This window comes from Actinoplanes ianthinogenes, from assembly GCF_018324205.1.
GTDB lineage: Bacteria > Actinomycetota > Actinomycetes > Mycobacteriales > Micromonosporaceae > Actinoplanes > Actinoplanes ianthinogenes.
Genome location: NZ_AP023356.1, coordinates 6,137,494 through 6,157,600 on the forward strand (window position 1 = coordinate 6,137,494; position 20,107 = coordinate 6,157,600).

The following is a 20,107-nucleotide window of genomic DNA, read 5'->3' on the forward strand; positions in this document are numbered from 1 at the left end:
GGTCACCTCAGGAACTTGCCGCTCGCCGGGTACCGGAACGGCTCGTTGTTGGCCGCTTTCGCCCCGGCGATGCCGCCGGCGATGGTGGCGAACAGCCAGGCGATCCCGGCGATCGCCACGCCGATCCCGAAGCAGAAGGTGGCGTATCCGATCACCGCGATGATCGTCCAGAGGATCTGGAAGTTCAGCGCCTTGACCGACTCGGCGCGGACCGCGGGGGACTGCTCGCCCCGGGCCAGCAGCGAGACCAGCGGCGCGACCCAGCCGGTGAGGCCGCCGCCGAGGAACGCGCCGGCCGCGCCGCCCAGGTGGGCGACCAGGATCCAGGTCCGATCCTCCGAGCTGAGCGGCGGCGGATAGCCGGGGTGATATCCGCCGGACGGCGGGCCGTAGGGCGGAGGAGGCGGATATCCCGGGCCCGGCGGGGGAGTGTAGGGCGCTCCGGGCGACGTAGGGTACCCGTCACCTGGCGGTCGAGGTGGCTCGGTCATGGCCGACACGGTATCGGAGGCCGAACAACGGCTGACCTTTCGATCATCGCGTTGCCGCCTGCCGCGAAGTAGACTGGCACTCTGTCCGCGGGAGTGCCAGAGGGACGCGATTGAGGGGGAGGGGTCATATGAGTTTGGATGACCGCAAGCTCGAGGTCCTCCGGGCGATCGTCGAGGACTATGTGAAAACTCGCGAGCCGGTCGGCAGCAAGGCGCTGGTCGAGCGCCACCAGCTCGGGGTCTCCTCGGCCACGGTGCGCAACGACATGGCCGTGCTGGAGGAGGAGGGCTACATCCGGCAACCGCACACCAGTGCCGGCCGGGTGCCCACCGACGCCGGTTATCGGCTGTTCGTCGACCGCCTCACCCGGATCAAGCCGCTCAGCCCCGCCGAGCGCCGCGCCATCGAGCGCTTCATGATCGGCGTGGTCGACCTCGACGACGTGGTGCACCGCACGGTCCGCCTGCTCGCCACCCTCACCCGGCAGGTCGCAGTGGTGCAGTATCCGAGCCTGTCCCGCTCGGCGGTGCGCCACCTGGAGCTGGTCCCGATCTCCACCACCCGGCTGATGCTCGTGATGATCACCGACACCGGCCGGGTCGAGCAGCGCCTGGTCGAGATGCCCGCTCCGGTCCCCGAGGGCGACGTCTGGGATCTACGCCGCCGGGTGAACGAGAAATTGGCCGGCCAGAAATTGGCAGACACCCCGCCCCTGGTGCAGAAACTCGTCGAGGAGTGCGCTCCCGGGAGCCGGGGGAACATGGCATGTCTGGCCACCGTTCTGCTGGAGACACTGGTCGAGCGGAGTGAGGAGCGCCTCGCGCTCGCCGGGACGGCCAACCTCACCCGCGGCGGTGTGCTGGACTTTCAGGGCACACTGCGTCCCGTTCTCGAAGCGTTGGAGGAGGAGGTCATCCTCCTCAAACTGATCGGCGACCTGGAGCCGAGCACCACCCGGGTCCGGATCGGCGACGAGAACGAGATCGACAACCTCCGGTCCGCGTCCGTGGTCAGCACGGGTTACGGACCGGGTGCGACGATCGTTGGTGGGCTCGGTGTGCTGGGGCCGACAAGGATGGACTACCCCGGCACCATCGCTACTGTTCGTGCAGTGGCACGCTACGTTGGCGACCTGTTGGCACAGAATTGACGGATCCGCGCAGACATTGAGGACTCCAAACCCCGTGGCCAAGGACTACTACGGAATTCTCGGCGTGAGCCGGGAAGCCACCGACGACGAGATCAAGCGCGCCTACCGCAAACTGGCTCGGCAGTACCACCCGGACGTCAACCCCGATCCGGAGGCGCACGAGAAGTTCAAGGACATCAACGCGGCGTACGAGGTCCTCTCCGACGACCAGAAGCGGCAGATCGTCGACCTCGGCGGTGACCCGCTGGCGCCCGGCGGCGGCGCGCCCGGCGGCGGTCCCGGCGGGGCCGGCCCGTTCGTCGGTTTCCAGGACATCATGGACGCCTTCTTCGGCACCGCGGCCGGTGGCGGCTCGCGCGGGCCGCGGCCGCGCACCCGTCCCGGCGCCGACGCCATCCTGCGTCTCGAGCTGGACCTGGTGGAGACCGCGTTCGGTGTCGAGGCGCCGATCACCGTCGACACCGCGGTGCTCTGCACCCAGTGCTCCGGCGCCGGCACCGCGTCCGGCACCCACCTGGCCACCTGCGAGGTCTGCGGCGGCCGCGGCGAGGTGCAGTCGGTGCAGCGCACCTTCCTCGGCCAGGTCGTCTCGTCCCGCCCCTGCGCGAACTGCCAGGGCCACGGCACGATCATCCCGAGCCCGTGCCCGACCTGCGCCGGCGACGGCCGGATTCGCACCCGCCGCTCGCTGACCGTGAAGATCCCGGCCGGCGTCGAGGACGGCATGCGCATCCGCCTGGCCCAGCAGGGCGAGGTCGGCCCCGGCGGCGGCACCGCCGGCGATCTCTACGTGGAGATCCACGAGCGCCCGCACGACGTCTACTCGCGCAAGGGCGACGACCTGCACTGCCGGGTCACCCTGCCGATGACGGCCGCCGCGCTCGGCACCCGGATGACCATCAAGACCCTCGACGGCGAGGAGAACATCGAGGTCAAAGCGGGTACCCAGCCGGCCAGCACGCTGCGGATCCGGGGCAAGGGGGTGCCGCATCTGCGTGGTCAGGGCCGCGGTGATCTCTTCGTCCACCTGGATGTGAAGACGCCGACGAAGCTGACGGCTGATCAGGAGCGGATGCTGCGGGACTTCGCGAAGACCCGCGGGGAGGACATCGCCGAGTTGAGCAAGCAGGGCGGGTTCTTCAGCCGGATGCGGGACGCCTTCAACGGCCACTGAGCGGGGTATCTGTTCTCCGGTCGGTGTTTCAAGATCTTCATTGACGCGGGCCCGGCGGGGTGCGGATCGCATGCTCCCGCGCGGGCCGGGGCCGGCGATCTGGCCGCTGGCGCGTCCAGAGCGATCGCCGGCCCCTTCACTGTCCGTGGGTGGTTCCGGAGATCAAAACCCGGCTGGTCCTCAGCGCCCTATCTCATTGCCGGTTGGGGCCGTCGGGGCCAGCCGGGCGCTCCGGGCTGGTCCTGAGCGCCCTATCTCGTTGCCGGGTGGGGCCGTCGGGGCCAGCTGGACGCTGCGGGCTGGTCCTGAGCGCCCTATCTCGTTGCTGGATGGGGCCGTCGGGGCCAGCCGGACACTGCGGGCTGGTCCTGAGCGCCCTATCTCGTTGCCGGGTGGGGCCGTCGGGGCCAGCTGGACGCTGCGGGCTGGTCCTGAGCGCCCTATCTCGTTGCTGGATGGGGCCGTCGGGGCCAGCTGGACGCTCCGGGCTGGTCCTCAGCGCCCTATCTCGTTGCCGGGTGGGGCCGTCGGGGCCAGCTGGACGCTCCGGGCTGGTCCTCAGCGCCCTATCTCGTTGCCGGATGGGCCGTCGGGGCCTTCGCTGTCGGCGGGTGGTCACCGCAAGGCTGCCCGGGAGTCAGGGGCCGACGGGTAGAGGATCTCCGGCCGTGAGGCGGCTGCTCGCGGTCCACAGGCGGGCGGCGGTCTCGGGGCTGGCCGCGGCGCCGGTGAGACGGATCGGCCGGCCCGCGCTGCTCAGTAGGGTGACCCCGGTGGCCTCCGCTGCCGGGAGATCGCCGGCGGCCAGGGCCGCGATGACGCGGGCGGGGCTTTCCGGCTCGCTGCGCAGGAAGCCGAACAGCCGGTAGGGGTAGGGAGGCACCATCCCGGTGCGGACGAAGCCGGGCTCGACCGCGAACGCCCGCACCCCCGTCCCGCCGAGCCGCCTGTTCAGCTCGGTCGTGAACAGGATGTTCGCCAGTTTCGACTGGTTGTAGGCGCGATGCTGCCGGTACGCGCCGCGCAGCTGGAGATCGTCGAAGTCGATCCGCGCCATCCGGAAGGCCGACGATGTCACCGTGACCACCCGGGCCGCGCCGGCCGCTCGCAGCAGCGGCGTCAGCAGCCCGGTGAGCAGGAACGGCGCCAGATGATTCACGGCGAACGTCTCCTCCAGCCCGTCCGCCGTCTCCCGCCGCCGCGGATTGTTGACCCCCGCGTTGTTGACCAGGGCGTGCAGCACCGGGTGCCGCTCGCCGATCCGCTCGGCCAGCCGGCGCACCTCGCCCAGCGCCGACAGATCGGCCGCGATCGGCTCGACCGCCGCGTTCCCGGTGGCCGCGGTGATCTCCCGGGCCGCCGCCGTGATGCGCCCCGTGTCCCGGCCGACCACGACGACCGTCGCACCGCGAGCGGCCAGCGCCGTCGCGGTGGCCCGCCCGATCCCGCTGGACCCGCCGGTGACCACAACCGTTTCTCGCATGACCTCTCCCTATTAGTGGTGGTGCTACCACTATTATTCTGCGAGGTGATGGTTGTCAAACCACCATCTGCCGGCGGTAGGCTGCGCTGGTGACTGTCCCGGCCGACCTGGTCCCGCTCGCCTATCGCCTGGTCGAGCGCCTGACCAGCCACTACACCGCACGTCTCGCCGAGCTGGGCCTGTCGCGCGCCGAGGCGAAGGCGCTGCTGGTGCTGGAGCCCGGCGGTCAGCTGCCGGTCAGCGTCGTCGCCGAGCGCCTGTGGGCCGACCGCTCCAACACGACAAGCCTGATCAACCGCCTGATCGCCCGAGGCCTGATCGAGCGCGTCGCGGGCGCCGAGGCCGGCCTGCGGGACGGTCGCACCCGGGTGGTCAGCCTCACCCCGGCGGGCCTGGACCTGCGCGCGCGGCTGATGGCCCGCACCGCGGTGGACAGCCCGCTGCTCGGCGACCTGTCCCCGGACGAACTCGTCACCTTACGTGACCTGCTGGCCCGCATCGACTGGGCCGCCGCGGGTCAGGTGATCACCCCGATCAGCGGCTGAGGCCTGTCCTGCCGATCAGGCGAGTGCGAGGCGAGGCCCGGGTGGTGCCGGATGCCGTCCGGCGCCCCGCTTGAACGGCAGGACAGGCCATGGCTCGTGGCCGTCATCGGGGTAGCCAGCGCCAGTTGAGCTCGGCCGTGGTCGGGGGCGGGCCGGGCAGTGCTCCGTCCGCGCGCAAGCCGTCGAGCAGCATCGTCAGGCAGCGGTCGCGCAGCTCAGCGGTGCGTTCGCGGTCCGGGACGCGGACCGCCGCGCACATCTCCAGCAGCAGTGTCACGTCGGCGGCGTCGACGCCCGGGCGCAGGTGTGGCCGGGCCCGCTCGATCAGGCCGGTGGCGAGCCCGGAGGCCACCCTCGCGTCCTCGTCCATCTGCGCGGTCGGGGTGAACGTGCCGGCCAGATGCACTGTCAGCGAGTGCACGTCGGCCCGCACGACGCCGTGCAGGAACGTGGTGAACGCGGCCCAGTCGTCCGGCTCCTGCCCGGCCCGCTCCGCCTCGGCGATGAACGTCCTCAGTCCGTCGTGGCACAGCGTGCGGAGCAGATCCTCCTTGCTCGGATAGCGCCGGTAGAGCGCGCCGATGCCGACCTTGGCCCGCTCGGCGACCGCGGCGACCGGCGCCCGCGGATCGGCCAGGAAGATCTCGCGGGCCGCGACCAGGATCGCCTCGTTGTTGCGGACGGCCTGCTCGCCGCGCCCGGATCGCCTCATGCCGAGCAGCCTACCGGAACGGAACGAAGTATTCCGCTCCGCTCGTGAAGCTGCTACATTGGAACGGAACAAAGCATTCCGTTCCGTTCGACTGGCACTCCACCGAGGAGCAGGACATGGCCCCGATTCGCCCCTTCCGCATCGATGTGCCCCAGGCCGACCTCGACGACCTCCGCGACCGGCTGACCCGCACCCGCTGGACCCCGGAGATCCCCGGCCAGGGCTGGACCCGCGGCGTCCCGGTCGACTACCTGCGCGGCCTGGCCGACTACTGGGCCGGTGAGTTCGACTGGCGCGCCGCCGAGGCCCGGCTCAACGAGCTGCCCCAGTTCACCACCGAGGTGGACGGCCAGAACCTGCACTTCGCGCACGTCCGGTCGGCCGACCCGGCCGCCGTCCCGCTGCTGATCAGCCACGACTGGCCCGCGTCGTTCGCGCTGTACCTGCCGGTGGTCGAGGCGCTCCGGGCGCACTTCCACCTGGTCCTGGTCAGCAACCCGGGCGTCGGCTTCTCCGGCCCGCTCACCGCCCCGGGGTGGAGCACGGCCCGCAGCGCCGCCGCGCTGAACGAGATCATGGCCCGTCTCGGCTACGAGCGATATGGCGTGCAGGGCACCGGCGGCGGCGCGTGGATCGCCGTCGAGATGGGCCGCCAGGCCCCCGACAGGGTGATCGGCGTGCACGTCAACGGTCACATCACCTTCCCGTCCGGCGACCCGGCCGAGTTCGACGGGCTGACCGAGGCCGAGCAGGACCGGCTGCGCCGCCTCCAGGAGTTCCGCGACGAGCGGATGGGCTTCGCCGCGATCCAGTCGACCCGCCCGCAGACCCTGGCGTTCGGCCTGCACGACTCGCCGGTCGGCCAGCTCGCCTGGATCGTCGAGAAGTTCCAGGAGTGGACCGACCCGGCCGCTCAGCTCCCCGAGGACGCCGTCGGGCGCGACCTGCTGCTCACCAACGTCAGCCTCTACTGGTTCACCGGCACCGCCGGCTCCTCGGCGAACACGTACTGGGAGTCCGCTCACGACCCGTCGGCCTGGGCGCCGAAGGAGAAGTCGACGGTCCCGCTCGGCGTCGCCCTGGGCGTCACCGACATCACCGTGCGGCGCTTCGCCGAGCGCGAGGCGCCGGTCACCCACTGGACCGAGCTTCCCGCCGGTGGCAACTTCCTCCCCGCGGAGGAGCCCAAGCTCTTCGCCGACGACGTCACCGCCTTCTTCCACGCCGCCGGCTCCTGACCGGACCCGGCGCGAAGCGGTGGTGGCCGACGGCCCACCACCGCTTCGGGGGGCCGCTTCGGGGGGCCGCTTCGGGGGGCCGCTTCGGGGGGCCGCTTCGGGGGGCCGCTTCGGGGGCCGCTTCGGGGGGCCGCTTCGGGGGGCCGCTTCGGGGGGCCGCTTCGGGGGGCCGCTTCGGGGGGCCGCTTCGGGGGGCCGCTTCGGGGGGCCGCTTCGGGGGGCCGCTTCGCGTCGGGCCGTCGGACCGCTCGTGGTGCGACCCGTCTTTCCGCAGTCCGGAGGAGCGTGAGCCGGTCCGCGAATCGCCCGCTCTCGGGCGCCCTCGTTTCCGTGCCGGGCTGAGGGGGAGCGGTGAGGTCCGCGCGGTAGCGTGCGGGGGTGTCAGCGCCGTTGTTTCTGGTTGAGAGCCTGCCCCCGGGGTCGTCGTTCACGCTGGACGGCCCGGAGGGGCACCACGCCGCCACCGTGCAGCGGCTTCGGGTCGGCGAGGCGCTGATCCTCGCGGACGGGCGTGGCGGGACCGCGCACGCCGAGGTGGTCGCGGTGGGCCGGGGCAGCGTCGACGTGGCGGTGCGGGAGCGGGCTCAGGAGGCGGCGGCCGACCCGCGGCTGGTCGTCGTGCAGGGCATCGCCAAGGGGGACCGGGGCGAGCTGGCCGTGCAGGCGATGACCGAGACCGGCGTTGACGAGATCGTGCCGTGGGCGGCGTCCCGGTCGGTGGCACAGTGGCGTGGCGACCGCGGCTTCAAGGCCCGCGACAAGTGGGCGGCGACCGCGCGGGAGGCCGCCAAGCAGGCCCGCCGGTCCTGGCTGCCGTCGGTGGCCGGCGACCCGGACTGCTCCACCAAGCAGGTCGCCGCCCGGCTCGCCGACGCGGCCGCCGCCTTCGTCCTGCACGAGGAGGCCACCGAGCGCCTGACCGCCGCGCCGCTGCCCGCGACCGGCGAGATCATCCTGGTGGTCGGCCCCGAGGGCGGCATCAGCGACGCCGAGCGGGACGCTTTCCGCGACGCCGGAGCCGTCCCGGTCCGCCTGGGCGACGCGGTCCTGCGCACCTCGACCGCCGGCGTCGCGGCGCTCGCGGTCCTCTCCACCCGGCTCGGCCGCTGGTGATGATGCCGACCGGGTGACGTCGGTCTCGCGCGCGTCGAGGTCTGGTGTCCCCGTGCTCGCGGTCCTCTCCAGCCGGCTCGGCTGCTGCTGAAGCCGACCGGGGACATCGGTCCGGCACACGTCGAGGGTGCGCGTGCTCCACGCGTACCGAAAGAAATCCGGCGGGCCGGAAAGGTCCGGCGGACCTGGAGGTCAGCGGCGGCGGGCCAGAGCCACGTCGGTGTGCACCACGAAGTCGATCGTGCCGCCCGCGGCCTCGACCGCGGCGACCGTGTCGGTCAGGACGGCGTCGGCGCGGTCCGGGGGCAGGGTCCGGTACAGCGACAGGGACAGCAGGTGCTCCCGGTAGAGGTCGGCGGAGTAGGAGCGGGCCGAGCGGTAGCGCAGCGTCCGCATGCCGGTGAAGGCGTCGCCGGGCAGGTGCAGCTCCGGCCACTCCTTGGCGAAGGAGAGCGGCTCCGGTGACCGGCTGCCGGCCGGCGAGTGGTGCGGCGTGTGTTCGCCCGCCAGGCCGTGGCGGTGGTTGACCTCGGTCAGTGCGGCGTGCAGGTCGGGGTCGGCGACGAAGAAGACGTTCCAGAACGGGGCGAACAGGCCGCCCGGCGCGAGGGCGGCCGCGGCCAGCGCGGCGCGGCGGGCGGGGTCGACCCAGTGCCAGGCCTGGGCGCTGATCAACAGGGGGTAGGCCCGGTCCGGGGTCCAGCTCTCGAAGGTGGTCTCCAGGACCCGCACGCCCGGCAGACTCCGGCGCAGCACGGCGGCCATCCGCGGGTCCGGCTCCAGGCAGGTCAGCTCGGCGCCGAGCGCGGCGAACCCGGCCGTCGCCTTCCCGGTGCCGGCGCCGACCTCCAGCACCGGGCCGGGACCGGCCTCGGCCAGCAGGTCGGCCGCCAGCTCCGCCGGGTATCCGGGACGCACCCGGTGGTAGCTCTCCGCCACCTCGCCGAAGACGCGTCCCCGGTCAGTCGCCGTCATCGATCAAGGATGTCAGAGTGCGCTCCAGCCAGGCGCGCTCGGCCTGGGACGTGGCCCGGGCGATCTCGAACATCCCCTGCCGGAACGGATCGTCCACGTCGGCGGCCCGCAGCCGCTCCCCGCCCCGGGAGAAGAACGTGGCCGGAGCCGCGAGGAACGCCAGGCGGCGCCGGAGCACCTCGGCCTGCTCCGCCCGATCCGGCAGATGGCGCAGGAACGCGAGGACGGTGAAGTACCGGTTCCGATCGGTGATCTCCACCTCGGAGGGTGTGCGGAGGCGCCGGAGCAGTTCGGCGTGGCCCGCCTCGGTGAGGGAGAGCATCCACCGGGGGGCGGCCGACGTGCCCGGCTCGGTGCGGCGCTCCAGCAGGCCGGCGGCCGTGAGCCGGTTGATCGCCGGGTACAGAGCGCCGTCGCTGACCGGGCGCACGTGGCCGGTGAGCGAGGTGATCCGGTCCTTCAGCTCGTAGCCGTGCAGCGGCTCGTCGTGCAGGAAGCCGAGGATCGCGAGCGCCAGCATCACTGCCCTTCCCGGTTGTTCGGTGCCGGGTCAGCCTATATCGTTCCGTGGCACCTCGATTCGAGGTAGAACGAAACGAGGTAGCGATGGATCATCGAACACCGCTGGTACGCCTGGCCGTGCCGAACTATGTGGCGCTGCTCTCCGGCGTGCTGACCGGCATCGTCGACGTCGCCTGGGTGGCCCGGCTCGGTCCCGCTCCGGTCGCCGCGGTCGCGGTCGCCACCGGCGTGGAGAACGCGCTGCTCGGCATCGTTCTACTGATCAACGGTGGGGTGACGGTGCGGCTCGCGGCCGCGCACGGCGCCGGTGACGGTGCCGCCGCCCGATCCGTGATCCGCGCCGGCTGGTTGCTGTACACGCTGATCACCCCGGTGGTGGTGCTCGCCGGGCTGGCCCTGCGGCATCCGCTCGCCGACGCCTTCCTCGACGACCCCGCGGCGGCCCGGCTCGCCGCCGGCTACCTCGCCGTGCTCTTCCCGGGCGTGGCGATCTTCTATGCCCAGCAGGTCGTCGACGGGATCTTCGCCGGGCACGGCGACACCCGTACGCCGATGCGCCTGGCGCTGACCGCCAACGCTCTGATCCTGATCCTCGACCCGCTGCTGATCTACGGACCGGGTCCGCTGCCGGCCCTCGGCATCACCGGTGCCGCCCTGGCCACCACGGCCGGGCGCGCTGTCGCGCTGGTCATCGGGCTGGTGCTGCGGCATCGGGCGGCCGGAGGCGGCGCCCGGAAAAACCCCGCGGTGGGCGCGGTCCTGCGCACCGGCGCACCGATCGCGGGCGATTTCCTGGTACGCATGAGCGGCGCTCTGGCCCTGCTCGCCGTCGTCGGCCGGTCCGGCGTGGCCGCGGTCGCCGCGTACGGCATCGGGCTGAAGGTGCTGTATTTCGCCACCATGGCGTTCTATGCCCTGCGGAACGCCGCGACCATCCACGCCCCGCGAACCCTCGCCGTGCACCCGGATCAGCGTCCCGCCATCGGCCGCCAGGTGCTCACCCTGGCGTTGGCCGCCGGCGCCGCCGCGAGCGCCGTCTTCGCCCTGCTCGCCCCGCTGATCATGCGAGCGTTCACCGCCGAGCGGGAGGTGACCACGATCGGCGTGCTCTTCCTGCGCTGCGTCGGCGGCTACCTGACACCCATCGCGGGGGTCATCGCACTGGCCGGATTCCTGATGGCGGCCGGCCGGGGACCCGCGCTGTTCGCCGTGACCGTGACCGGGACCGCCACCCAGACCGTCCTGGCCTGGTGGCTGTCCGCTCGCCTGGACCTGCCCGGCGTCTGGCTGGCGATGTGCCTGGCCGCGCTCCTCCAACTGCTCCTGGTGCTCCGCCTCGGCCGCCTCTTCCCGGGCATCCGGGCTTTTCCACAACGTCACGTTGTCCACAGCCGCCTCACCCGCCCCCGCGACTTCTCGCCACACTGATCAGCGGGGGAGCCCCCAGGGTGGGCGGGCCGGCGGAGTTGGGGACTCGGGGTGTCCGGCACGCCTGCGGCCCCGGAGCGACCTCCGCCTCCGAGCCACCCGACGGCCGCCCACGGCCACCGCCGGCCGCCCACGGCCGCCCGTGGGTTCAGGAGTGGTCGATCTCGGTGACCAGGCGAGGATCGTCGAGGGCGTGCCCGGCAGTCACCGTGTACAGGCCGGGGATGGTCTGCCAGCCGTCGGACCAGATCTGAAAGGCGCGTTCCGGCAGCGGTATCCGGACCGTGACCGACTCACCCGGCTCGGCCTGGACCGAGGCAAAACCGGCCAGCCACTGGCGAGGCCGGTCGGCCGGGGCGGGCGCGGACGAGGAGAGGTAGATCTGCACCACCTCCCGCCCGGTGCGCCCGCCGGTGTTGGTCACGGTCACGGTGGCCGCTTCGGGTGACGCCGTGAGGTCCGAGTACGCCCAGGTCGTGTAGCCGAGGCCGGAACCGAACGCGTAGCGCGGGCGCTCCGTCCAGCCCCGGTATCCGATGAAGATGCCCTCGTCGTACGCGAGGGATCCGTTCTCGGGCCGGACCGCGAGCACCGGGCAGTCCGCCTCGCGCCGCGGCCAGGTGGTCGGGAGCCGCCCGCCGGGTTCCTCGGCGCCGGCCAGCACTGCCGCGAGGGCCGCGCCCGCCTCCTGCCCGGGGAACCAGGTGAGCAGCACCGCCGCCACCTCGTCGGCCCACGGCAGCAGCACCGGCGAGCCGGCGTTGACCACCACGACCGTGCGCGGGTTGGCGGCCGCGACCCGGGTCACCAGCTCGTCCTGCCGGCCGGGCAGCGCGAGCGACGTCCGGTCGAAGCCTTCCGACTCGACCTGCTCGGTGGTGCCGACGACCACCACGGCCACGTCCGAGCGGGCGGCCAGCGCGACCGCCTCGTCGATCAGGCCGTCCTCGTCGGGGCCGGGCGGGCGGTGCCCGAGCGTGGTGCCGGCCGAGTGGGCGGTTCCCGGTTCGAAGCTCTGCCGCAGGGTGACCGTGACCGGCTCGCCGGCCGGCAGGGTGACGGTGAACCGCTGTTCGCGCGGGTGCAGCAGCAGGTCGGCGCGGCCGGTGCCGGGCGGGTGCAGGGAGCCCTGGTAGAGCTTCTGGTCGCCGACGGTCAGCTCGAACGCGCCGAAGCCGGAGATCGCGAAGATGTGCTCGCCGCCGGTCTCCGGGGTGTAGGTGGTGGTCAGTTCCAGGAAGCTGATCTCGTCGACGGCCAGCCCGCCGGGCGGGTCGCCGAGCCAGCGGACCGCCGCTGTCGGCACCGCGAACCGGTAGGCGCCGATGTCGATCCGGAACGGCGACCAGCCGGGGCCCTGGGCCGCGGGCAGGAACGGCCGCGGGTCGGCTCCGACCGCGTAGGAGACGTGCGGGAACGTCCGGCGGATGCCGTCCAGCGGGGAGATCACGTGGGGCGGGGCCACCTGGGCGCTGCCGCCGCCGAGCACGCGGGCGTCCTGGGCGAGGGCGCCGATCACCGCGACCGGCCCCGTTTCTTCGGGACCGAGGGGGAGAAGCCCCTCGTTGCGGGCCAGGACGAACGACCGGGCCGCGATCCGGTGCGCGACCTCGTCACCGTCCAGCGGACCGGGAGCGGCCTGCGCAACGGCGGGCAGACCGGGACCGGGCGGCGGCGGGGACAGGACGCCGACGCGGGCCGCCAGGCGCAGGACCCGGCGTACCTTGTCGTCGACGACCTCGATCGGGACGGACCCGGACCGGACCGCCTCCGCGAGGGCGGGTCCCCAGGGGTTGTCCATCGCGGGCATCGCGATGTCCAGGCCGCCGAGCGCCGCCCCGACCGTCGACCGAGCGGCCCGCCAGTCGGAGACGACCACTCCGTCGAAACCCCACTCGTCCTTGAGGATCTCCTGCTGGAGACGTCCGTTCTGTGCCATCGACGTGCCGTTCACGCTGTTGTAGGCGCTCATCACGCCCCACCCGCCGGCCCGCACGACCCGCTCGAACGGGGCCAGGTAGAGCTCGCGCAGCGCCCGTTCCGGGATCCGCACGTCCACCGTCATCCGGTCGGTCTCGGAGTCGTTGCCGACCAGGTGCTTCACCGTGGTGCCGACGCCGTGCTCCTGCACGCCGCGCACGAACCCGGCCGCGATCTCGCCGGTGAGCAGCGGATCCTCCGAGTAGCACTCGAAGTGCCGGCCGTTCAGCGGGGTGCGGTGCAGGTTGACCGTGGGGCCGAGCACCACGTGCACCCCCTTGCGGCGGGCCTCCTGGCCGAGCACCCGCCCGGCGTCGGCGGCCAGCTCCGGGTCCCAGGTCGCGGCGAGCGCGGTCGGGCTGGGCAGCGCGACCGACGGATCCTCGGGTGCCCAGCCGGTGCCGCGCACGCCGATCGGGCCGTCCGACATCACCAGCGAGCGCAGCCCGATGCGCGGGATCTCGGGGAGCGACCAGAAGTCCTGCCCGGTCAGCAGGGACACCTTCTCGTCCAGCGTCAACCGGTCGACAAGGTGATCAATGTCGGTCATCTGAGAGCGCTCCCAAGGGCAAGTACGGAATTCCGGTGCCCATTCAAGCCCAGAATCGGCCCGCATAAGATCCGACAGGTGGACAACTCCTGCCTGTTCTGCCGCATCGTCGCCGGCGAGATCCCCGCGACCGTGGTGCACCGCACCGAGACCACCGTGGCCTTCCGGGACATCGACCCGAAAGCGCCGACCCACGTCCTGGTGATTCCGGTCGAGCATCACGCCGACGTGGTGGCGCTGGCCACCGCGAACCCGGCCGCCGCCGCCGACGTGCTGGCCGCCGCGGCCGCCGTGGCCGAGGCCGAGGGCCTGACCGGGGACGGTTTCCGGGTCATCTTCAACACCGGCCGCAACGGCGGCCAGGAGGTCTTCCACGTGCACGCGCACGTCCTCGGCGGCGCGCCACTCGGCCCGATGCTGTCCGGCCGGTGACCGTGCCGCACGCCCGCTATCAGCGCGCCGTCCGCAAGGCCCAGGCCGACGGCCGGATCCCGGCGCTCAGCGTCGCCCTGGTCCGCGCCGACCGCGAGCCGTGGGTCCTGACCGTCGGCGAGTCGGGCAACCCGGCGTACCCGCTCGGGCCGGACAGCCGGTTCCGGATCGGGTCGGTCACCAAGACGTTCACCGCGGTGCTGGTCATGCAGGCCCGCGACGACGGGCTGCTCGACCTGGACCAGCCGGTCGCCCGCTACCTCGACGTGCCGGCGCACGGCGACGCCACGGTCCGCCGGCTGCTCTCGCACACCGCCGGGTTCCAGCGGGAGCCGTACGGCGACGTCTGGGACACGCTGATCACCCCGGACACCGGCCGGATGCTCGCCGAGCTGGACCGGGCCGAGCGGGTGCTGCCGAACGCGCGGCGCTTCCACTACTCCAACCTGGGCCTGGCCGTTCTCGGTCAGATGGTCGCCAAACTGCGCGGCGGCACCTGGGCCGAGATCCTCACCGAGCGGATCCTCGCCCCGCTCGGCCTGCGGCACACCACGGTCGAGCGGCCGGCCGCGGCGGTGGTCGGGTACCTGGTCGACGCGTACTCCGACGCGGCCCGCCCGGAGCCGGCGTTCGACCTGGGCGGCATCGCCCCGGCCGCACAGCTGTGGAGCACCGCCGCGGACATGGCGAAGTGGGCCGCGTTCCTGGTCGACCCGGCGCCGGCCGTGCTGGACCCGGCCACCGCCGAGGAGATGCGCTGGCCCGCGACGACCACCGACGAGTCGCTCTGGGCGGCCGGGTTCGGGCTCGGCCTGATCCTCTGCCCGGAGGGCCGGCGGGTGATGCACGTGGGGCACGACGGCGCGATGCCCGGCTTCCTGGCCGGCGTCTACGGCCGGCGCGGCGGCGAGGGCAACCCGGGCGGGCTGGGCTGTGCCGTGCTCGGCTCCTCCGGCACCGCCGGGCAGGTCAACGAGCTGGTGCACGAGCTGCTGCGGCTCGCGGTCGAGCACGACCCGGCGGAGATCCGGCCGTGGCGGCCGGCCGCGCCGGCGCCGCAGCCCTACCGATCGGTGCTGGGCCGCTGGTGGAGCGAGGGTTCCGAGTTCGTCTTCGGCTGGCACGACGGGCAGTTGCAGGCCCGCGCGGCCGAGGCGCCCGGGGACCGGCCGCCGGCCGTCTTCCGGCCGCTGCCGGATCAGGCCGACGTCTTGCGGACGACCTCCGGGCGCGAGACGGGCGAGCTGTTGCGCCTGCACCGGGACGAGTCCGGCGCGGTGGTCCGGATGCACTGGGCGACCTACCGCTTCACCCGGGGGCAGGAGGCCTTCGACGGCGGCCTGGCCTCGGACGGGCCGTTCGGTGTGGCAGGTGGGTGATCTGCGGAACGGCCAGCCGATAATGGCATCGGCGCGCGGGCGGGCGAGCGGATAGGATGGCACGATCCTTGAGCACGCCGCCCCACGTGTCTTAGCTGGCACCGAGGACGACGCCGAGAAAGAGAGCAGGTGGCGGAGGCCCACAGGGCCGCCCTATGACCGGTACGCCGAACCCTTCCAGCACGGGCTCGTCCAGCCCGGTGCGGGCGCAGACCAAGATCTCGGTGTCCGACCCGAAGATCATGGTGAACCTGCTCGGCGCCAAGGACGAGATCCTCCGCCTCATCGAACGCACCGTCAGCAGTGACGTGCACGTGCGGGGCAACGAGATCACCATCACCGGCGAGCCGGCCGACAACGCCACCGCCGAGCGGCTCTTCTCCGAGCTCATCGAGCTCATCGAGAAGGGCGAGACGCTCAGCGTGGACGCCGTCCGGCGCACCCTGCGGATGCTCGAGGAGAACACCTCCGAGCGCCCCGCCGAGGTGCTGACGCTGAACATCCTGTCCCGGCGGGGCCGCACCATCCGCCCCAAGACGCTGGGCCAGAAACGCTACGTCGACGCCATCGACGAGAACACGATCGTCTTCGGCATCGGCCCCGCCGGTACCGGTAAGACGTATCTGGCGATGGCCAAGGCCGTGCAGGCGCTCCAGGCGAAACAGATCAACCGGATCATCCTCACCCGCCCCGCGGTCGAGGCCGGCGAGCGGCTGGGCTTCCTGCCCGGCACCCTCACCGAGAAGATCGATCCCTATCTGCGCCCGCTCTACGACGCGCTGCACGACATGCTCGACCCGGAGTCGATCCCGCGCCTGATGGCGGCCGGCACGATCGAGGTCGCCCCGCTGGCGTACATGCGCGGCCGGACGCTGAACGACGCGTTCATCATCCTGGACGAGGCGCAGAACACCACGCCCGAGCAGATGAAGATGTTCCTGACCCGGCTCGGGTTCGGTGCCAAGATCGTGGTGACCGGTGACGTCACCCAGGTCGACCTGCCCGGTGGCACCAGCAGCGGGCTCAAGGTGGTCCGGGAGATCCTGCGCGACGTCGAGGACGTGCACTTCGCCGAGCTGTCCAGCTCCGACGTGGTGCGGCACCGGCTGGTCGCGGAGATCGTGGACGCCTACGCGCGGTTCGACGCCGAGCAGGAGCAGCAGCAGGCAGCAAATTCCGTTCATGCCGTTCCCGGGCGGGCCGCCAACGGCCGGGCCGGGCGTCGGCGCTGATTCGCAAGGGGTAATCGCACCACTATGTCCATCGAGATCGCCAACGAGTCGGGAGTCGAGGTCGACACCGACGCGATCCTCGCGGTTGCCCGGCACGCCCTCGACGAGATGGGGGTCAACCCGCTCGCCGAGCTCTCCATCCTGCTGGTCGACATCGACTACATGGCCGAGCTGAACCATCGCTGGATGGGCAGCGACGGACCGACCGACGTGCTCGCCTTCCCGATGGACGAGGGCAGCGTCGACCACGGTCCGGGCGAGTCCGGCGCCGGCGAGCCGGCCCTGCTGGGCGACATCGTGCTGGCCCCCGAGGTGGCGGCCAAGCAGGCGGTCGCGGCCGGGCACACGCCCGCCGACGAGCTGCACCTGCTCACCGTGCACGGCGCGCTGCACCTGCTCGGCTACGACCACGCCGAGCCGGAGGAGGAGCGGGAGATGTTCGCCCTACAGGCGAAACTGCTGCAAAGCTGGCGTGCCGGACGCAAAGCCGGCTGACCGTGGACCCCGCCTCGGCCGGCCTCCCGGACCTGCAACTGATCATCTTCGCGGTCGGACTGGTCCTGCTGGCCGGCCTCGCCTCGATGACCGACGCGGCGCTGGCCACCGTCTCCACGGCCCGGGCCACGGAGCTGGAGCGGGAGGGACAGCGCGGCGCCGGTGCGCTGGCCGCGGTCTCCTCCGACGTGGTGCGCCACGTCAACCTGCTGCTCCTGCTCCGGTTGCTCTGCGAGCTGACCGCCACCACCCTGGTGGCGCTGGTCGCGGTGGACACCTGGGGCGTCGGCTGGTCGGCCGCGCTGATCACCGCCGGGGCCATGACGCTGATCAGCTTCGTGGTGGTCGGGGTGGCCCCGCGCACCCTCGGCCGCCAGCACGCGTACGCGGTGGGCCGCGCCGCCGCCCCACTGGTCCGCTGGCTGGGCCGGGTGCTCAACCCGCTCGCCTCGCTGCTGATCCTGATCGGTAACGCGGTGACCCCGGGCAAGGGTTTCCCGGAGGGCCCGTTCGGCAGCCAGGTGGAGCTGCGCGAGCTGGTCGACCTGGCCGAGCAGCGCGGCGTGGTCGAGCACGGTGAGCGCGAGATGATCCACTCGGTGTTCGCGCTGGGCGACACGATCGCCCGCGAGGTGATGGTGCCGCGGACCGAGATGGTGTGGATCGAGGCGCCGAAAACCCTCCAGCAGGCGCTCTACCTCTTCCTGCGCTCGGGGTTCTCCCGGATCCCGGTGATCGGCGAGAGCGTCGACGACGTGCTGGGCGTGCTCTATCTGAAAGACGTGATCCGCCGGACGCAGAACGGCGATCCGGCCGCGGCCGCCCAGGCGGTGGCCGACGCGATGCGCCCGGCGACCTTCGTGCCGGAGTCGAAACCGGTCGACGACCTGCTCTCCGAGATGCAGGCGGCCCGCAACCACCTGGTGATCGTGGTGGACGAATACGGCGGCACGGCCGGCCTGGTGACGATCGAGGACATCCTCGAGGAGATCGTCGGCGAGATCACCGACGAGTACGACGTGGAGCGTCCCCCGATCGAGCACCTGGAGGACGGGGCGGTGCGGGTCGCCGCGCGCCTGCCGATCGAGGACCTGGGCGAGGTCTTCGGGGTGGAGCTGCCCACCGACGAGGTCGAGACGGTCGGCGGCCTGCTCGCGCAGACGCTGGGCCGGGTGCCGATCCCGGGCGCCGCGGCCGACGTCGAGGGCCTGCACCTGATCGCCGAGGGCACCACCGGCCGGCGGAACCGGATCGACTCGGTGCTGGTGCGCCGGGTGCCGGAGCCGTCCGCCGACGAGAACGACGAGAACGTAGCCGAGAACGAGGAAAGACTTCCCGCCGATGCCTGAGCAGACGTTTGCCGCCATCGCCGTGCCGAGCGCGGCCGGTCCCGAGCTGAGTGCCGAGGACGCCAAGCTGGTCACCCTGGCCCGGTCCTCCCGCGCCCGGGTGGGTGCGGCCGAGGGCGCCGCGGTCCGTGACCAGGACGGCCGCACCTACGCGGCCGCCTCGGTGGCCCTGCCGAGCCTGACGGTGACCGCGTTGCAGCTGGCCGTGGCCCAGGCCGCGGCCTCCGGCGCCACCAAGATCGAGGCCGCCGCGGTGGTCACCGAGAGTGCCGGCCTGGACGGCGCCGGCCACGCCGCGGTCCGCGACCTGGCCGCCGACGCCCTGATCCACGTCGCGGGCCCGTCGGGCAAGCTGGTCGGCACGGTCACGGCATGACCGACAGCACCGAGCGGCAGCCACCCGCACCGAACAGCGACGCCGCGTGCGAGGGCCACGAGGGCATGCCCAAGGAAGGCTCAGCATGACCGACGAGCAGAAGCGGCCGGACGAGCGTCGTCTCACGGCGGGGGAGCGCAACGAGCTGCGGCGTCAGGAGCGTCGCGCGGCCCGCCGGGCCGAGCAGCAGGGCGCGGACCAGCGGGGACGCAAGGCAGGCGGCGCGCGGGGCGGTGCGTCCGGGGAGCGGGGCGCGGCAGGCGGGTCCGGCGCCGGGTCACGCTCGGGCCGAGGTTCCGGCTCTTTCGGTACGCGTGGAGAACGTCCCGCCGCCGAGCCGGGCAGCCGTCGCGGGACACCCGGCGGAACCCGGAGCGGTCAGGGCGCCCCCAGCACGCCGGCCGCCCGCCGGGACGCGGCGCTCGGGCGTACCGAAAAATCGCATGTGTCCGCAGGCGTGCCGGAGGCCCGCCCGGAGCGCAAGCCCCGCGTGCGCAAGCACAAGGCGGCGACCGTGGAACGCCGGGACGACGGGGTGTATCGCGCCGGTTTCGCCTGTTTCGTCGGGCGGCCGAACGCCGGCAAGTCGACCCTGACCAACGCGATCGTCGGGCAGAAGATCGCGATCACCTCGAACAAGCCGCAGACCACCCGGCACGTGATCCGCGGCATCCTGCACCGGCCGGACTCGCAGTTGGTGCTGGTCGACACACCGGGTCTGCACCGGCCCCGGACGCTGCTCGGCGAGCGGCTCAACGACCTGGTCCGCGAGGTGTGGAGTGAGGTCGACGTGATCGGGGTGTGCTTCCCGGCGGACGAGCCGGTGGGGCGCGGCGACCGGTTCATCTCGGCCGAGGTCGGCGAGCTCAAGGCCAAGATCATCGCGGTGGTGACCAAGGTGGACCTGGTCGACCCGGCGACCCTGGCGGAGCGGCTGCTCCAGGTGTCCGAGCTGTACGACTTCGCGGAGATCATCCCCGTCAGCGCGGTCTCCGGGCACCAGGTGGAGAACCTGACCGACGCGATGGTGCGGCTGATGCCGGAGTCCCCGCAGCTGTACCCGGACGACGTGCTGACCGACGAGCCGGAGCAGGTGCTGATCGGCGAGCTGATCCGCGAGGCGGCCCTGGAGGGCGTCCGCGACGAGCTGCCGCACTCGATCGCGGTGCTGGTCGAGGAGATGATGGTCGAGGGCAACCTCACCAAGATCTTCGCGGATCTCTATGTGGAGCGGGACAGTCAGAAGTCGATCGTGATCGGGACCCGGGGCGCGCGGCTCAAGGAGGTCGGTTCGCGGGCGCGAGGTGAGATCGAGCAACTTCTGGGTACCAAGGTTTATCTCGATCTCCACGTCCGGGTGGCGAAGGAGTGGCAGCGGGACCCGAAGCAGCTCCGCAAGCTCGGTTTCTAGATCGATAGTTGGACATTCTCTGACTATGGGATAATTCACCGGAATTTGCACTCTTCGGTCGATTGCGGGTA

The 20,107-nt window shown here is 72.4% G+C and carries 19 protein-coding genes; 13 read left to right on the forward strand and 6 right to left on the reverse strand.

Translation table 11 applies throughout. The features are described from left to right. Positions 1-2: 2 nt before the first annotated feature. Positions 3-491, reverse strand: coding sequence for a DUF4870 domain-containing protein (locus Aiant_RS27835; protein ID WP_189336201.1), 489 nt, complete (start codon positions 489-491; stop codon positions 3-5). Positions 492-619: 128 nt separating this feature from the next. Between Aiant_RS27835 and hrcA the strand changes: the two genes are divergently transcribed. Beyond that, a complete protein-coding gene (gene hrcA / locus Aiant_RS27840) occupies positions 620-1,642 on the forward strand; it encodes a heat-inducible transcriptional repressor HrcA (protein ID WP_189336200.1) in 1,023 nt (340 codons plus the stop codon). A 34-nt stretch (positions 1,643-1,676) separates the two neighbouring features. Further along, positions 1,677-2,816, forward strand: a complete 1,140-nt coding sequence (gene dnaJ, locus Aiant_RS27845; RefSeq protein WP_189336199.1) for a molecular chaperone DnaJ — start codon at positions 1,677-1,679, stop codon at positions 2,814-2,816. A 637-nt stretch (positions 2,817-3,453) separates the two neighbouring features. On the opposite strand, the gene Aiant_RS27850 is transcribed toward dnaJ, so the two are convergent. After that, the gene (locus tag Aiant_RS27850) at positions 3,454-4,299 is read right to left on the reverse strand and encodes an SDR family NAD(P)-dependent oxidoreductase (RefSeq protein ID WP_189336198.1); all 846 of its coding nucleotides are present in this window, start codon (positions 4,297-4,299) and stop codon (positions 3,454-3,456) included. 89 nt (positions 4,300-4,388) lie between these two features. On the opposite strand from Aiant_RS27850, the gene Aiant_RS27855 reads away from it, so the two are divergent. Further along, complete coding sequence (locus Aiant_RS27855; protein ID WP_189336197.1) at positions 4,389-4,844, forward strand: MarR family winged helix-turn-helix transcriptional regulator; 456 nt, start codon at positions 4,389-4,391, stop codon at positions 4,842-4,844. Positions 4,845-4,947: 103 nt separating this feature from the next. Here the strand turns inward: Aiant_RS27855 and Aiant_RS27860 are convergent, their stop codons facing one another. Next, positions 4,948-5,556: a TetR/AcrR family transcriptional regulator gene (locus tag Aiant_RS27860; RefSeq protein WP_189336196.1), complete on the reverse strand. Its 609-nt coding sequence runs from the start codon at positions 5,554-5,556 to the stop codon at positions 4,948-4,950. 116 nt (positions 5,557-5,672) lie between these two features. Between Aiant_RS27860 and Aiant_RS27865 the strand changes: the two genes are divergently transcribed. Together Aiant_RS27865 and Aiant_RS27870 are read left to right on the forward strand one after the other, a co-directional pair. Beyond that, on the forward strand, positions 5,673-6,794 hold the full coding sequence (locus Aiant_RS27865) for an epoxide hydrolase family protein (protein WP_189336195.1): 1,122 nt from the start codon (positions 5,673-5,675) through the stop codon (positions 6,792-6,794). A 378-nt stretch (positions 6,795-7,172) separates the two neighbouring features. Next, positions 7,173-7,907, forward strand: coding sequence for a 16S rRNA (uracil(1498)-N(3))-methyltransferase (locus tag Aiant_RS27870; protein WP_189336194.1), 735 nt, complete (start codon positions 7,173-7,175; stop codon positions 7,905-7,907). A gap of 192 nt (positions 7,908-8,099) precedes the next feature. On the opposite strand, the gene Aiant_RS27875 is transcribed toward Aiant_RS27870, so the two are convergent. After that, positions 8,100-8,882 (reverse strand): class I SAM-dependent methyltransferase, encoded by a 783-nt coding sequence (locus Aiant_RS27875; protein ID WP_189336193.1) that lies wholly within the window; start codon positions 8,880-8,882, stop codon positions 8,100-8,102. Next, positions 8,869-9,402, reverse strand: a complete 534-nt coding sequence (locus Aiant_RS27880; protein ID WP_189336192.1) for a PadR family transcriptional regulator — start codon at positions 9,400-9,402, stop codon at positions 8,869-8,871. The genes Aiant_RS27875 and Aiant_RS27880 overlap by 14 nt, the downstream gene beginning before the upstream one ends. 86 nt (positions 9,403-9,488) lie before the next feature. Between Aiant_RS27880 and Aiant_RS27885 the strand changes: the two genes are divergently transcribed. Then, complete coding sequence (locus Aiant_RS27885; protein WP_189336191.1) at positions 9,489-10,832, forward strand: MATE family efflux transporter; 1,344 nt, start codon at positions 9,489-9,491, stop codon at positions 10,830-10,832. Between the two features lie 148 nt (positions 10,833-10,980). On the opposite strand, the gene Aiant_RS27890 is transcribed toward Aiant_RS27885, so the two are convergent. Continuing rightward, positions 10,981-13,362, reverse strand: coding sequence for a beta-glucosidase family protein (locus Aiant_RS27890; RefSeq protein ID WP_189336190.1), 2,382 nt, complete (start codon positions 13,360-13,362; stop codon positions 10,981-10,983). A gap of 78 nt (positions 13,363-13,440) precedes the next feature. On the opposite strand from Aiant_RS27890, the gene Aiant_RS27895 reads away from it, so the two are divergent. The 7 genes from Aiant_RS27895 to era all read left to right on the forward strand — a co-directional run bounded on the left by Aiant_RS27895 (position 13,441) and on the right by era (position 20,036). After that, positions 13,441-13,794 carry an HIT domain-containing protein gene (locus tag Aiant_RS27895; RefSeq protein ID WP_189336189.1) on the forward strand — a complete coding sequence of 118 codons (354 nt, stop codon included), beginning with the start codon at positions 13,441-13,443 and terminating at the stop codon, positions 13,792-13,794. Then, entirely contained in the window at positions 13,791-15,173 is a 1,383-nt protein-coding gene (locus tag Aiant_RS27900) for a serine hydrolase domain-containing protein (protein ID WP_189336188.1), read from the forward strand. Before Aiant_RS27895 ends, Aiant_RS27900 begins: the two co-directional genes overlap by 4 nt. 155 nt (positions 15,174-15,328) lie before the next feature. Beyond that, on the forward strand, positions 15,329-16,405 hold the full coding sequence (locus tag Aiant_RS27905) for a PhoH family protein (protein ID WP_189336187.1): 1,077 nt from the start codon (positions 15,329-15,331) through the stop codon (positions 16,403-16,405). 24 nt (positions 16,406-16,429) lie between these two features. Continuing rightward, complete coding sequence (gene ybeY, locus Aiant_RS27910) at positions 16,430-16,900, forward strand: rRNA maturation RNase YbeY (protein WP_189336186.1); 471 nt, start codon at positions 16,430-16,432, stop codon at positions 16,898-16,900. 32 nt (positions 16,901-16,932) lie between these two features. Next, positions 16,933-18,249 (forward strand): hemolysin family protein, encoded by a 1,317-nt coding sequence (locus Aiant_RS27915; RefSeq protein ID WP_425322720.1) that lies wholly within the window; start codon positions 16,933-16,935, stop codon positions 18,247-18,249. After that, positions 18,242-18,625 (forward strand): cytidine deaminase, encoded by a 384-nt coding sequence (locus Aiant_RS27920; RefSeq protein ID WP_189336184.1) that lies wholly within the window; start codon positions 18,242-18,244, stop codon positions 18,623-18,625. Before Aiant_RS27915 ends, Aiant_RS27920 begins: the two co-directional genes overlap by 8 nt. Before the next feature lie 514 nt (positions 18,626-19,139). Continuing rightward, positions 19,140-20,036 (forward strand): GTPase Era, encoded by an 897-nt coding sequence (era, locus tag Aiant_RS27925; protein ID WP_229831402.1) that lies wholly within the window; start codon positions 19,140-19,142, stop codon positions 20,034-20,036. Positions 20,037-20,107: the final 71 nt, after the last annotated feature.